Annotated in this window: 14 protein-coding genes; 11 read left to right on the top strand and 3 right to left on the bottom strand. The window is 48.8% G+C overall.

Features of this window, described 5'->3' with window-relative positions; translation table 11 throughout:
• The first annotated feature begins 82 nt into the window (after nucleotides 1-82).
• The 9 genes from fliF (at nucleotide 83) to Mcas_RS04015 (ending at nucleotide 8914) form a co-directional block, all read left to right on the top strand.
• Entirely contained in the window at nucleotides 83-1696 is a 1614-nt protein-coding gene (gene fliF, locus Mcas_RS04055) for a flagellar basal-body MS-ring/collar protein FliF (protein ID WP_052566835.1), read from the top strand.
• A gap of 1 nt (nucleotide 1697) precedes the next feature.
• Nucleotides 1698-2681 (top strand): flagellar motor switch protein FliG, encoded by a 984-nt coding sequence (fliG, locus tag Mcas_RS04050; protein WP_040334238.1) that lies wholly within the window; start codon nucleotides 1698-1700, stop codon nucleotides 2679-2681.
• Entirely contained in the window at nucleotides 2674-3441 is a 768-nt protein-coding gene (locus Mcas_RS04045) for a FliH/SctL family protein (protein ID WP_040334237.1), read from the top strand. The genes fliG and Mcas_RS04045 overlap by 8 nt, the downstream gene beginning before the upstream one ends.
• Nucleotides 3428-4744, top strand: a complete 1317-nt coding sequence (locus Mcas_RS04040) for a FliI/YscN family ATPase (RefSeq protein ID WP_040334236.1) — start codon at nucleotides 3428-3430, stop codon at nucleotides 4742-4744. Before Mcas_RS04045 ends, Mcas_RS04040 begins: the two co-directional genes overlap by 14 nt.
• Nucleotides 4745-4748: 4 nt before the next feature.
• Complete coding sequence (gene fliJ / locus Mcas_RS04035; protein WP_156033114.1) at nucleotides 4749-5189, top strand: flagellar export protein FliJ; 441 nt, start codon at nucleotides 4749-4751, stop codon at nucleotides 5187-5189.
• Nucleotides 5158-5730, top strand: coding sequence for a MotE family protein (locus Mcas_RS04030; protein WP_156033112.1), 573 nt, complete (start codon nucleotides 5158-5160; stop codon nucleotides 5728-5730). The genes fliJ and Mcas_RS04030 overlap by 32 nt, the downstream gene beginning before the upstream one ends.
• Before the next feature lie 215 nt (nucleotides 5731-5945).
• Nucleotides 5946-7127 carry a flagellar hook-length control protein FliK gene (locus tag Mcas_RS04025; protein WP_040334233.1) on the top strand — a complete coding sequence of 394 codons (1182 nt, stop codon included), beginning with the start codon at nucleotides 5946-5948 and terminating at the stop codon, nucleotides 7125-7127.
• Between the two features lie 15 nt (nucleotides 7128-7142).
• On the top strand, nucleotides 7143-7574 hold the full coding sequence (locus Mcas_RS04020; RefSeq protein WP_040334232.1) for a flagellar hook capping FlgD N-terminal domain-containing protein: 432 nt from the start codon (nucleotides 7143-7145) through the stop codon (nucleotides 7572-7574).
• Between the two features lie 26 nt (nucleotides 7575-7600).
• Entirely contained in the window at nucleotides 7601-8914 is a 1314-nt protein-coding gene (locus Mcas_RS04015) for a flagellar hook protein FlgE (RefSeq protein ID WP_040334231.1), read from the top strand.
• 123 nt (nucleotides 8915-9037) lie between these two features.
• Here Mcas_RS04015 and Mcas_RS04010 read toward each other — a convergent pair whose 3' ends face one another.
• On the bottom strand, nucleotides 9038-9331 hold the full coding sequence (locus tag Mcas_RS04010) for a nucleotidyltransferase family protein (protein ID WP_040334230.1): 294 nt from the start codon (nucleotides 9329-9331) through the stop codon (nucleotides 9038-9040).
• 115 nt (nucleotides 9332-9446) lie between these two features.
• Here Mcas_RS04010 and Mcas_RS04005 point away from each other — a divergent pair, with 115 nt between their 5' ends.
• Together Mcas_RS04005 and Mcas_RS04000 are read left to right on the top strand one after the other, a co-directional pair.
• Nucleotides 9447-10202 (top strand): YdcF family protein, encoded by a 756-nt coding sequence (locus Mcas_RS04005; protein WP_081853593.1) that lies wholly within the window; start codon nucleotides 9447-9449, stop codon nucleotides 10200-10202.
• Nucleotides 10203-10372: 170 nt separating this feature from the next.
• Nucleotides 10373-11407 carry a glycosyltransferase family 2 protein gene (locus Mcas_RS04000; RefSeq protein ID WP_040334228.1) on the top strand — a complete coding sequence of 345 codons (1035 nt, stop codon included), beginning with the start codon at nucleotides 10373-10375 and terminating at the stop codon, nucleotides 11405-11407.
• Here Mcas_RS04000 and Mcas_RS03995 read toward each other — a convergent pair whose 3' ends face one another.
• Both Mcas_RS03995 and Mcas_RS03990 read right to left on the bottom strand, forming a co-directional pair.
• Nucleotides 11408-12073, bottom strand: a complete 666-nt coding sequence (locus tag Mcas_RS03995; protein ID WP_040334227.1) for a hypothetical protein — start codon at nucleotides 12071-12073, stop codon at nucleotides 11408-11410.
• A gap of 92 nt (nucleotides 12074-12165) precedes the next feature.
• The gene (locus Mcas_RS03990) at nucleotides 12166-13179 is read right to left on the bottom strand and encodes an Rpn family recombination-promoting nuclease/putative transposase (RefSeq protein ID WP_052566834.1); all 1014 of its coding nucleotides are present in this window, start codon (nucleotides 13177-13179) and stop codon (nucleotides 12166-12168) included.
• Nucleotides 13180-13370 lie beyond the last annotated feature (191 nt).

Here is a 13370-nt window from a genome sequence, read left to right as displayed (position 1 = left end):
CATATGCAGAGTAAGTTTATGTATTGCAATAATGTTGTCTTTTTTTACGGTTTTAAATCCATAGTATAGGAGCAGAGGTTGTATGGCAAATATTTTTGATATAGTAAAGGGATGGTCTACGAGGAAAAAGATAATCCTCATATCCTCTGTAGTGATGGCAATCGCTTCATTGATCTTAATAATTTCGTGGTCTCAGGCGCCCACCTACCAGGTGCTGTTTGCCAATCTGTCCGAGGCCGATGCCGGCAGCATAGTTAATAAATTACAGGAACTAAAAGAACCCTATAAACTGACCTCCAACACCATCCTTGTGCAAACCGACAGGGTGTACGACCTGCGCCTCAAGCTGGCCGCCCAGGGACTGCCACAGGGAGGAGGGGTCGGCTTTGAGGTATTTGACAAGACCAACTTCCAGGTGACGGACTTTATGCAAAAGCTGAACTATCGCAGGGCGCTGGAGGGCGAACTCTCACGCACTATCCTGTCGCTGACGGAGATAGACCGTGCACGTGTGCATCTGGCAATTCCTGAGAAGTCTTTATTCATAAAAGAGCAGGAACCCCCCACTGCCTCCATCCTGGTAGCCCTCAAACATGGCAGGGTATTGTCGCAGAGTCAGATACAGGGCATAGTGCATCTGGTCTCCAGCAGCGTTGAGGGGCTCAATCCCAAAAATGTAACAATAGTAGACAACAGCGGCGACCTGCTGACAAAACCCGTCGATGATGCCATCGGATTGACGGCCACACAGCTTGAATACCAAAAGAAGTTCGAAAAAGACGTCGAAATCCGAATCAAAGACATCCTCGAGCCCGTCATAGGCAAGTCCAGGGTCAGGGCACGTGTGACGGCAGATATAGACTTTTCACGCACCGACAAGACCGAAGAAAAGTTTGACCCCGAGGGCCAGGTGGCCAGGAGCGAACAGACGGTGAAAGAGAAATCAACAACAATGGGCCCTGGCGGTGTCCCCGGTGTGCAGTCCAACCTCCCCGGCAAGGCCACGGCACAGGCCCAAGGGTCACAAACACAGTCCCAAAAACAGAGCGAAACCATAAACTACGAAATAACCAAGGTGACAAATCATACACAGGGACAGTTTGGAAACGTCAAAAAATTGTCAGCCGCCGTCCTGGTTGATGGCGTATACACCGCAACCACAAAGGACGCCAAGGGTGCACCGGTTGCCAAAGAGGTAAAGTACACCGCCCGCACGGACGATGAAATCAAAAGATACGAAGAACTCGTAAAAAAGGCCATCGGCTTTACCCTGGAGCGTGGCGACCAGGTGGCAGTTATCAATATGCAGTTTGAGCCGGATACCAAAGAGGTTATCCCTCCACCAAAAAGAGACTACGTCCAGGATGGCATTCTGGTAGCCAAGTACCTGGCCCCTCTGGTCGTTGCCCTGCTGTTCCTGCTTTTTGTAGTGAGGCCAATCATAAAGACGCTGACAACCCCCCCGGCACCGTCAAAGGCTGCAGCGCTGCCATATCCCAAGACTGTTGCCGAACTCGAACGGGAAATGAAGAAAAAAGAAGAACAGGCCAAGGCCGAGGAATGGAACATATCCCTGCCACCATCTGATGAGTTGCCGATCAAGCGGCAAATGAATGAGTGGTCACAGTGGGTCATGTCCAATCCCGCATCAGCCGCTCAGATAGTAAAAGAATGGATAGAAGGCGAGGAGGCATAATATGTCAATCTCAGGACATGAAAAGGCGGCCATCTTTCTCACTGCAATAGGCGAAGACGCAGCCGCAGAGATAATGAAAAACCTTGATATCAAGGAAATAGGAAAGATCAGCTCCGTGATGAGCAGAACCCCTTCCGTCAAGGAAGAAGATATAAAAAAGGTCTTTATAGAGGCCGCAAAAAAAATCCAAAAGGGTGAAATATTCTTCTCCGGAGCCAATTACCTCAAACAGATGCTGACCAAGGGACTGGAGGAGAAGACCGCCAAGAGGTTCCTGGAAAAAGCAGCCGTTGAAATCACCCTGGAGTCCTTAAAGAAGGTTGATGCCAAAAAGCTGACCAACTTCCTGCTGACCGAACACCCGCAGACAATAGCCCTGATCCTAAGCCTCCTGGACCCCGGTCAGGCGGCAGTAGTGTTGGGTTCACTGCCAAAGTCGCTCAAGGTCGATGTCACCATGCGAATGGCAACCACCGAGGGTATCCCCATTGATGCCATCGAGGAAATAGAAGACGTCCTCAAGAGTGAGCTTGACCTCGAACGTGGTGCCGGCATAAAGGTCGGAGGGGTTAAAAAGGTTGCTCAAATCCTCAACCAGACCGATAAGTCAACCGAAGAACTCATTCTCGACAACATCGAAAGCCACGATTATGAACTGGCCGACTCCATCCGACAACTGATGTTTGTCTTCGAAGACCTCGTAAGACTCGACGCCAGAGGCATTCAGATGGTCCTCAAGGAAATCAGCACGGAAGACCTATCGTTGGCCCTGAAAACTGCCTCCGAAGGACTTAAAGACAAGATATTCAAAAACATGTCCAAGAGGGCGGCCGAAATCCTCAAAGAAGACATGGATGTGCGTGGCCCCGTGAAGATATCCGAGGTCGAAAAGGCACAGCAAAACATAATCAAGAAGGCACGAGAACTCGGCGAAGAAGGCAAGATCATGCTGCCTGGCAGCGGTGAGGAAGAAAGGCTTGTATAGAGGCAGACTCATAAAAGGTATGGAAATAGCACCCTACAAAATGCCGACACTTGAACCTAATTCAAGGAAACCCGTAAAACGCAATCCCTTTGACTCTGCGCTGCCCGAATCCGTACCACCGTCAAGTTCAGCTCCGGCCATTGACGTCAACAACAATGGCGACGAAACCCACGCCGAAAAAGTCCCGGACATCGCACAGATCAAGCGCGACATAGAGCACATGCACCAGGAGGCCATACAAAAAGCCACCGCAGAAGCCGCCCGCATAAAACAGGACGCCTACCAAAAGGGACTGGAAGAAGGCGAAAAAACGGGTATGAAAAACGCACACGATAAGACAATATCCATGCTCGAACAAATAGCAAAAGTCATAGAGGAAGTAAAGACCTTCAGAACCAGATCAATAGATGGCCTGCAACCACAAGTGGTAGAGCTGGCAATCAGTATCGCCCGGAAAATTATCGGCGAAGAATTCTCCGCAAAGCCTGAGATAATTGTCTCCGTGGTCAGGGAGGCCCTGACGCGGATCGATAAGGCAGGACATGTCACAATCAAAGTCAACCCGGCCGTGTATGACCTGTTCATGCAACACAAGGACAGCCTCATAGATATCTACCCCGATGTCGGTATTGAGGTTGACCCGATGGCCTCACAAAGAGGCCCGATTGTCGTAGGAACAACCGAAGAAATCATCACCGATATTGAAGAACTGCTAAACAATGCTGTTGAAGATATGAGGGATAACGTTGTCCTCCATTGACCTCTCCCCCTATATAAAGGCCGTCAAGGAAGCCAACCCGTTGAGGGTTTATGGCAGAGTGGTTGAGATTACGGGAATGATCATCAAGTCTGCCGGCCTCAAGGCAAGCGTGGGCGAGGCCTGCAAGATATATTCCGATAGTCAGCCTCCTATAAACGCCGAGGTCGTTGGCTTTAAGGATGGCAAGGAGCTGCTCATGGCCACGGGTGACATCTCGTGGATCAAGCCCGGCAGCAGGGTCTTTCCGCTGGGACGCAAGGTCTCCATCAAGGTCGGACAAGGACTCATCGGTAGGGTAATCAATGAATCCGGCGTGCCCATCGACGGAAAAGGACCAATCAACGGCATCAACTATCCCATCTTTGAGGTGCCCTCCAATCCCCTGTCAAGGGAAAGGATCAGGGACGTCATAGACCTGGGGGTATCCGCCATTAATGGACTTCTGACCTGTGGCAAGGGCCAGAGAATCGGGATCATGTCTGCCGCCGGCGTGGGCAAAAGCGTCCTGATGGGGATGATTGCCAAGTACACAAAGGCCGATGTCAACGTCATAGCACTCGTTGGCGAACGCAGCAGGGAGGTCAGGGAGTTCATCGAACGTGACCTCGGACAGGAAGGCATGGAACGCTCTGTGGTAGTGGTCTCCACCTCCGAACAATCACCCGTGGCAAAGGTAAAAGGCGCCTTTGTGGCCACCGCTATTGCATCATACTTCCGGAGCATACAAAAAGACTGTCTGCTCTTTATGGATTCCCTCACCAGGGTGGCAATGGCGCAGAGGGAGATCGGTCTTGCCGTGGGAGAACCACCGGCTTCCAAGGGCTACACTCCGTCCGTCTTTGCACTGCTACCAAAACTCCTGGAGAGAGCCGGCACGACAGGCGGTAAGGGCAGTGTCACAGGCATATACACAGTCCTGGTTGAGGGCGACGACATCGCAGACCCCGTGGCGGATGCCGTGATGTCAATACTCGATGGACACATCATACTGTCAAGGGCACTCGCAATGGAAAACCACTACCCCGCTATCGACGTGCTACGCTCCATTAGCAGAATCATGACCGATATCATCGACGACGAGCATAAAATGTTCGCCGGTAAGTTCGTAGAGACCCTGGCCACATACAAACGCTTCGAGGACATGATCAACCTCGGCGCATACAAAGAAGGCTCAAACCCAAAGGTTGACTACGCCATTGCCATGCTAGAGGTGCTCAACAAGTACGTAACACAGCAGATGAACGAAAAGTGTGACTTCAATACCAGCATTGCAAACCTCCGCAAACTATTCACAGGACAATAAGTACATGGCAAACGTTAAGACCCTCGGAAGGTTACAGCAGATAAGACAGTACAAAAAAGATGAGTTGGAAGCAGAGTTTAAAAAGGTCCTCATTGCCCTGATGCAACAGGAGGATGTTCTCAACACCCTGTACGTAAACCTTACCAATCTGACCGTACAGATGAATGAAAAACAGACCAGAGGCTTTCGCAACGCCTATGAGTTGTCACTGTTTTACGATTACATGGAAACCTTGAACAAGCTGATTCAAAAACAACAAGAGCTGGTACGTCAGATGACGGTAGTGTTTGAAGAGAAAAAGGCCGAATTGCTTGAGGCATATAAAGAAGTTAAAATCGTTGAAAAACTAAAAAACAAGGTGATTGCTGACAATGACAAGGCAGCCGCACGCCAGGAACAAAAGGAGTTGGACTATGTATATCTTTCCAGATTACCGAGATATTAGTCGCCGGGGTATCTGTGTAACGTTGATTGCCATTGTGTTGTTTGTCCACTGCCTCAGTGTTGATGTTGTTGGCGCACAGAATGGCTCCAGTAGCAGCGCCAGTCATGCAGACGATGCCAAAAAGACAAAAGGAAATGAGCCACCACCCCCTAAGGCCGAACCCAAGGTCAGTCAATCGGAGCTTGTACGAAAAGAAATAGAGCTGAAACGTAAGGAAGAAAGGCTACAGGCGCTTAAGGCAGACATTGACACGAGAATCGAAAAGTATGAAAAACTCCTGAGTCAACTTGAGGAAGCACTCAACAAGATAAAGGACCTCAACACCGAAAAGATAAAAAAGCTGGTCCAGACCTACGAGGCGATGCCGCCCGAGGAGGCCGCCGTGCAACTGTCCGAAATGGAGGAGGAGTTGGCCGTTACGATCCTTTCAAAGATGAAAAGCAAGAAGGCCGGAGCTGCCCTTGCCCTGATAGAGCCGCAGAAGGCGGCAGTGTTGTCCAAAAAGATGTCCAGGACTGTGAATAATTTTCCCGGTAACTGAAAACTTTTCTTGTAGTATACCCCTTTTGTTCCCCACTGTAGTAAAGAAAAACCTTTAAGAATCAAATACTTGCTCATTGGTACAAGACTTGCTATTCAATGGGCATGAATGACATACAAGCCATAACAGTAACAAGCTCAGGCGCTGCGAAACCATCGCAACTTGCACCTTCCACCGATGGAAAATCAGACCAGCAGGGAGGTATATTTAATATAATGCTGGCTAACATGATGGGTTCCCCTGCCAAGAGCGAAACCAACAACGACAACGCACTGATCGCCGATGGCACTATGGTTGTCAACTATGCAAGTCTTATGGGCATGGGTAGCACCATGCCGGCAACTACCGTGGACAAGTCTACCGGTAATCTCTCTGCAGACGATCAACAGAGTGCGAACCGGCAAAATGCTACGGGGCTAATCCAATTGGATATCAGCAACCTCCTGCAGCTTGGCAAAGCCGTTGCCCCCAATGCCCAGGCTGATGCCTCCACTGAAGGAGATGAACAACCTGCTGCTGCAACAACCGATACCGCCAATATACTTAAACAACAACTCGCTGCACTTGTCAGCAAATCAGGTCAGGCAACAAAGGAACCCTCTGCCACAATTGAGTCATCCACCACGGCAGATACCACACAAGCGAATGCGCTTCATCCCACACTGAGCAAAGATGCGCTTGACAATACTTTAAACAAATTGCTGTTTGGCAATAAACCCCAGACTGAAAATGCGCTCAACAACCTTTTGACTCCCGGCAATGGCGCTCAAAGCGGTGATGGGACAAGTATTTTTACCAAAATTGTTGCAGCAGCAGCCAATGCGGACAACGATGGTCAATTGGGGCAATCGTTGGAGCAGTCTCCGGGACACTCCAGGGATGCTCAGGGCTTGAGTCAGCTTGATACGGACAGTTCATCTCTGAGCAGTGTGCACGCCAACACACCAAAGTCGTCATTTCATGCAGTTACAGGCAACGAATCGGTAGCAAAATCGCAAAGACTCCTGCAGATAAACGATACAACCTTCAGTGTGCTGAGAAAGAGCGATAACTCACTTGAAATCAGAGTGGAGCCCGACGGCATCGGAAAACTCGACATCGGTCTGAGCGTGGACAAGGGTGTGGTTCATGCCCAGATAAGCGCTACAGACCCTGCCGGTAAGGAGCTGCTCGAAAAGAATCTTCGCCATATCCTTGATGCGCTTGCAAAGGAGGGTATCAGTGTCGGAGGCTTTTCGGTGTCCCTTAAGGACAGACGTGAAGAGTTATCCAAGGATGGTAAGGATACGCAAAATGGCGATGCCGCTGAAAGTGCCGCAGTTGAGGCGAAAAGCTCCGGTAAACCGACTCCGGTGAATTATTACAAGAATAATGGTAAAATAAATATATTCGCATAAGTAAGGAGAGACACTATGACTGTAACGACAGACAACACATATACATCCAGTGCATCATCGGGTGCATCGAGTGCATCGGCAAGCTCTTCGACATCAACCAACGAACTGGGCAAGGACGATTTCCTGAAGCTCTTCACCTCGCAGTTGAAGTACCAGGACCCGCTCAACCCCATGGATAGCACGAGCTTTACGACGCAACTGGCGCAGTTCAGCTCACTTGAGCAACTGTACAACATAAACAGCAACATCAAGACACTCACGCAGTACGAAAATTCACTCAACAACGTAATGGCCGTGAGTATGATAGGCAAATCCGTCACAACTACGGATAACACGACGGCATTGGTCTCAGGCATATCTTTTGACAACGGTGTGACATACCTGTCGTTGGACAACGGGGAAAAGATCATGATGAGCAACGTGACCGAAATAAGCGCTAAAAAATAAGACACGACTTTCAGGAGGTACTACATATGATAACAGCGCTATGGACAGCAGTAAGCGGTATGAGCGCTAATGGTACGACGCTTAGTGTTGTTGGCGACAACATCGCAAACATGAATACTACGGCGTTTAAGTCAAACAGGGCAACCTTCAGCGACGTATTAAGTGCAACGATATCCGGTGCGTCCTCATCAAACGCAGTGGGACGCGGCACACAACTGGAAGCTATAACGCCATTACTTACGCAGGGCAGTTTAATCTCAACCGGCAATCCTCTGGACCTGGCCATAGATGGCAACGGATACTTTATGGTCAAGGACAGCAATGGTACCTACTATACCCGTGCGGGGAACTTTTCCCTGGACAAGGACGGCTACCTCGTTACGGCTGCCGGAATGAAGGTGCAGGGGTACATGAATACAGGCACAGGCACAACCGGAAGCCTGGGCGACATACGGGCAGACTCCTCGGCAAACGTAGCAAAGGCTACAACCACTGTCAACCTCAATATAAATCTCAACTCAACGGCCAGCAATGTAACGGCTGCCTTTACCCTCGATGGCAACGGGGATGGCATAAAGAACGATCCAGCTAACTATAACTTCTCCTCTACCGTAACCGTATACGATTCCCATGGTGCCTCACACGAGGTTACGGCCTACTACGCAAAGTCGGGGGCAAACTCGTGGAAGGTATACTATGCCACAGAGGCGGTATCAAACCCAGGTACCCTGGTGCTGGCCACGGCATCATCGCCCCAGATTCTTACGTTTAACACCAGCGGTGTACTCGTCAGTGATGGCGTCTCAGGTGCAAGCAATGAGCCGGCCATAAAGTTCAACTTTGGCAGTGATGTGGTAAGTACACAGAATATCAAGTTTGACTATGGCACATCCCTGAGTCAGGGAGGTACGGGGTTACGTTCTTCATCTCAACTGGCAGATGCCTCGCAGGTGCTCACTGCCTCGCAGGATGGCAATGCCTCCGGTGTGATGAAGGGGTTGAGCATTGACGAGGCCGGCGTAATCTATGGCGTGTTCACAAACGGACAGAACAAGGTGCTGGGGACGATGGCCCTTACAAAGTTTGCCGCACCAGATAAGCTCGCAAAGATGGGGCAGAATCTGCTCCGTGAATCCAACACCTCAGGGCAGCCTGTAACGGGCACGCCAAAGACCAGTGGCATGGGACGAGTATTGTCAGGCTCCCTCGAACAGAGCAACGTAGACCTTGCTGCGGAGTTTGTAACGATGATTTCGGCTCAACGCGCATTCCAAGCCAACTCAAGGACAGTTACCACCGTCGATGACATGATGCAGGAAGTCCTCGCACTCAAGCGATAAGTAAAACAAAAAAATAGACGGCTCCACTCCCCTTAATATCCCCCCTGCGCAAGGGGGTGGGGCACCCAGGACTCGGAGAAGCCACCTTGACCCCCTAAAAATGCTACCTAATAATGTAGAAGGTTATATCGTAATTGCCTCTTTAAATATGGTGTCTTTAAGCTCAGGACGGACTGAATTTTTAGGAATCAGATCAACCCTTGTTCTCAGGAGTTTAGTCAGGTATTGTTCTGCCCCAACTAGATGCAGCAGACCAATAGGCCCATCAAACTCTGCCAATAAATCTACGTCGCTTTTTTTTCTCTGCTCGTTTCTGGCATATGAACCAAAGACGGCTAATTCTTTAATCTTATGCTCAACCCTTAATTCATCCCTGTGCTTATTTATAACCCTTTTAATCTCGTCTAACGTAGTCATTATACCACGCCCCTTTCTTTATTGGTCAAGTATATCACGGCCATAGAGTCTCTGTCAATGATTTTTAAAAGAGGATACAACTTTTTCCTCGTTTGGTGTAAAATATCCGACAGATATGCTCTTAGACAAAATTTTAATGAGCCTGATTAATCCGCTTCTGTACGTTTTTGTAGGGTTGATGGCGCTGCTGTTGTCAAAACAGAGACGCAAGCCGTTGGTATTTTTGCTGATACTGTATTTGTATGTCATAAGCATCCCCTATACAACCAACCAGTTCTTTGCAAGGTACTGGCACGTCAACGACACCTACGCCCCATCCGTCACCTACGACGCCGTGGTTGTAATGGCCGGCGTGACGGATGCAAACCTGTATGTTGCCAATCACTTTCCGCCTTATGTGCCCGATAGTCATGTCTTTTATACAAACGGGATCGAACGCATATGGGCCGGCATATACTTTGTCAAAAACGGGTTTGCAAAAAAGCTGCTCTTTGCCCAGTGGAAGACGAAAACCTACAACGAGGCCGACGTCGTAAGGAGATATGCCTTAAGTCTTGGTTTGAAAGAGCAACAGATACAGCTCTATGGAGAGGTTAGCAAGACCATTGACGAGGCAAGAGGCATCAGGGCATTAAATGACAAACATGCCATCAAAAAACTGCTGCTCGTTACCTCCGAGTCACACATGCGCAGGACCCTGGCCATGTTCAGAAAGCAGGGGCTTGACCCCGACGTGTTCTCTACCAACAGGCATGGCACACACGTAGACCTCTCGTCCTTCCTGCCAACGGCCACGGCCCTGGAGCATTTCTATCACTGCCTCTACGAGCCGGCCGGCTATGCCTTTTACTACTTCAAGGGTGAGCTGTAGGGGTACATTTATTGGGTACATAAATTTTTCGTGGGTAACAAGCGATAACCCGGAAAGGGGAAACATATCCGGGGGCAATTTATGTTATAATCAAAACTTATGAATGACGTAATCATTATCCCATGGAGGGCGGCTTTGGGTGCTGGTACGACTAATCCCGGCAGAGACGCATGAGTGCAAAAGACACGCTGATAATCATGTGTTCGCCCAACCTGCGCCTTATGAGTGCCAAGCGTGCCATTGGCAGCCTCAAGGCCACTGATCTCAGTCGTGCCGAGCTTGTATTGATCGACAACTGCTACGACAAGGGGTTTTCGCATCCGGTGATATTGAACAAGATGCTCAAGTTGGCCGCAAGACGCAACAAAAACATCCTCCTGCTCGATGACGACACAGAGGTCTACGACTACCACTGGCTGCAACGCATGTATGACGTATCGGAGAGACTCAACGCCGCAGTCGTTGGCTGCGTAAACATATTTGAGGATGGCACAATAAACAACGCCGGACACTTCATAGACGCCGACGGATTCTATGAGTCAATGAGCGACTTTATGCACGACGACAGTGAAATCATCGACAACGCCGTCTACGTACCCACCCTCTGTAGCGCCGTCATGCTCATACGGGACTGCGAGTCTTTCTACTTTGACACCAAATACATCAAGGAGACTCACGATCTTGACCTCTGCATCCAGGCCTGGTATACTGGCAAGCGCGTAGCCTGCGCACTCGATCTCAAGGTCATACACCACCACGGCTACATAGCCAAAAACAACCCTGACTACAACTCGGTCTACTACCACGATTGCGCACACTTCTCCAAGAAATGGTCAGACTTCATGCCCTACCTCACCGACGTACCACAACTGAGACAGTACAAAAAACACGGCGAAAAAAACACCTGGACACATTACTACTTCCGTGCAACGCGCATGAAGCTGACAGACAGCCAACGCGCCATTGAGATGTTCACCAGGATCGCACGCGATTGCTACAACGAACGCACACGCGCCAATGCCTGCTTCCACCTGTATCAGATTACGGGTGAGCAGTCGTTTTTGGAGCAGTGTCTGCAGGCAAACCCCTGCCACCGGGCAGCCGCACAACAGTTGAACAGCCTCACGGGGGTCACCCACCATCCACTGCGCACCTGCAGATACAACATGTTCAACTGCAAGCGGTGTTATCTTAGGTCGGTATAATCAGAGGTCGGCAGAACGGCCCATTTTTGATGGCAATTCGTTTTTTATAAACTCCCCCCACTTGGTCTTGACATACTGCAACTGCCGCAGTGGATCGCCAAGGTTGGTTGCGCTGACATCCAAAGCCGCCGCCACTACACCGCCCTTGAGCCACTGTTGCATACAGATGTCGAGGTATATGTGGTCTGAGTTGTTGTAGTCAGGGTCGAAGTGGATCGCATTGGGGTTCATGAGCAGGAGCATTGGGCCGGCCACGGCGCAAGTATAGGCATATTGGCTGGGTGTAGGGTTGGCAATACCCGTATAGTTTATGATATCCATTTCTATATTGAATTCCACCCCGTAGTAGGCATTAGCAGCGTCCTTGTATTTATGCACGCATCCAACCACCTGCGTTGCGGAGTTGTTTGAGCACTGGAACAGCTTGTACATCCACCGGCTATCATTGACCAGTACCGTGTCCTTGAGCAAGATGACAGGCCGTCCCTCGCAGTAATCCGTTATATCCTCGTAGAGGTCTGCCTGCACAAACGTGGGATTACCGCCATTATCGTATATGATCAGTTCCGCCATCGACAGGTCGGTTGCCTTTAAGCCCTCGATGCACCGCCTGGTCGTGGGGTGGTACATGTCCTCCGTCCACAGAATAATAAACACATCCTTCATCTCTTCTATAGATTATAGCACACATTTACAGGAAAAAAAAGAAAGGGGCGACTCCCAAAAATTGGTTCTTTCTCAATATGACAGTATCGGCTCTACATTTTATGTCTCAGATATCCCCACAGTTCATCCAGCGACGTAGACTTCTTTAAAAGCCCTTTGAACTCATCTAATTGTTCTATGTTTTCAAGTCTTCTAACGTTGTCCATAAGAGCAGTTCCTTTGTCACCGTATTTAATATCGAGTACCATTTCTATTCCTTTTATCAACCCCTTACGCTCACCCTCGATCAATCCTTCGATCTTGCCTTTTATAATTCCTTTACGTTCACCCTCGAGCTGTCCTTTAATAAGGGCTTTCTCTTCTGCAATAAGGGCTTTCTCTTCTGCAGATTTTACTGCAGATTCTACTGCATATTCTATTGCGCTTTTGTCAATCTGCCTTCTTATCTGCCAATATTCATATACCTCAAAATCTTCTTTGTTCCAAGTACTCTTGTTTGCTATCTCATAGGCATCTTTTATCTCTACGAAATCCGCACACTTGGGTACCATTTCCAGAGAAGAGGCATTTTTTATGAAATACACCCACTTTTCTATTATACTCTCTACCTCATCCTCTTTCTTTTTGAATTTGGGCAGCTCTATAAAATAAAACTCAAAGTCCTCCAACTCTTGTTTAAATGTTGCAGCGTTTAATATTAAATGTCGTGTTAAATAATTATCACCCTCAAATATATTAAAATCCACTATCCCTATGTATATAACCTGATTTAGCGCGGGATAATCATCCCCTCTACCTAATTGATTAATGTATGCCTTGCTTGTATAATAAAGCACCCTTTTAGCAAAGCCCTTCTCCCTTTGCACCTGTATCTCTATTATGAATGTTACCCCCCTCTTGTCTACTGCCCTTATATCTAATATAGTGTACTTCAACTCATCTATCTTTGGTGCCTGATAAGGGCTAAGTAGCGTTATTTCACCAATCTCCCTATCCCCGGTCAGGCCTAATACGGCATTCAAAAAAGATATCAGTATTTCCTTTTTAGTTTCATTGCCAAATATCCTCTTAAAGGCTATATCACTCTTTACATCTACAAATCTCATAGTCTTATTCTACCACAACCACAGATATTTTGTAACCAGGGCAACAGGGTGCGTAAATTTTTCGGTAGTCCTGCCCCCTCCCTTGATGTCCATATGTGATGGGAGCGATTCCGCTCAGGGCAATCGCATTTGACCGTTGACGCGCCATTGTTTCACACCCAATTATCATGGCTGAAAAAAACTGTGTCATT

The organism is Candidatus Magnetobacterium casense, assembly GCF_000714715.1.
GTDB lineage: Bacteria > Nitrospirota > Thermodesulfovibrionia > Thermodesulfovibrionales > Magnetobacteriaceae > Magnetobacterium > Magnetobacterium casense.
The sequence above is the reverse complement of the archived record's forward strand: the minus strand, read 5'-3'. Positions and strand labels throughout refer to the sequence as shown.

Coding starts and splice junctions, on each gene's coding strand:
- fliJ (WP_156033114.1), top strand. CDS start 4,749: ATGGCAAACGTTAAGACCCTCGGAAGGTTACAGCAGATAAGACAGTAC.
- Mcas_RS04000 (WP_040334228.1), top strand. CDS start 10,373: ATGAGTGCAAAAGACACGCTGATAATCATGTGTTCGCCCAACCTGCGC.
- Mcas_RS03995 (WP_040334227.1), bottom strand. CDS start 12,073: ATGAAGGATGTGTTTATTATTCTGTGGACGGAGGACATGTACCACCCC.
- Mcas_RS04030 (WP_156033112.1), top strand. CDS start 5,158: ATGTATATCTTTCCAGATTACCGAGATATTAGTCGCCGGGGTATCTGT.
- fliG (WP_040334238.1), top strand. CDS start 1,698: ATGTCAATCTCAGGACATGAAAAGGCGGCCATCTTTCTCACTGCAATA.
- Mcas_RS03990 (WP_052566834.1), bottom strand. CDS start 13,179: ATGAGATTTGTAGATGTAAAGAGTGATATAGCCTTTAAGAGGATATTT.
- Mcas_RS04025 (WP_040334233.1), top strand. CDS start 5,946: ATGCTGGCTAACATGATGGGTTCCCCTGCCAAGAGCGAAACCAACAAC.
- Mcas_RS04020 (WP_040334232.1), top strand. CDS start 7,143: ATGACTGTAACGACAGACAACACATATACATCCAGTGCATCATCGGGT.
- Mcas_RS04010 (WP_040334230.1), bottom strand. CDS start 9,331: ATGACTACGTTAGACGAGATTAAAAGGGTTATAAATAAGCACAGGGAT.
- Mcas_RS04005 (WP_081853593.1), top strand. CDS start 9,447: ATGCTCTTAGACAAAATTTTAATGAGCCTGATTAATCCGCTTCTGTAC.
- Mcas_RS04015 (WP_040334231.1), top strand. CDS start 7,601: ATGATAACAGCGCTATGGACAGCAGTAAGCGGTATGAGCGCTAATGGT.
- fliF (WP_052566835.1), top strand. CDS start 83: ATGGCAAATATTTTTGATATAGTAAAGGGATGGTCTACGAGGAAAAAG.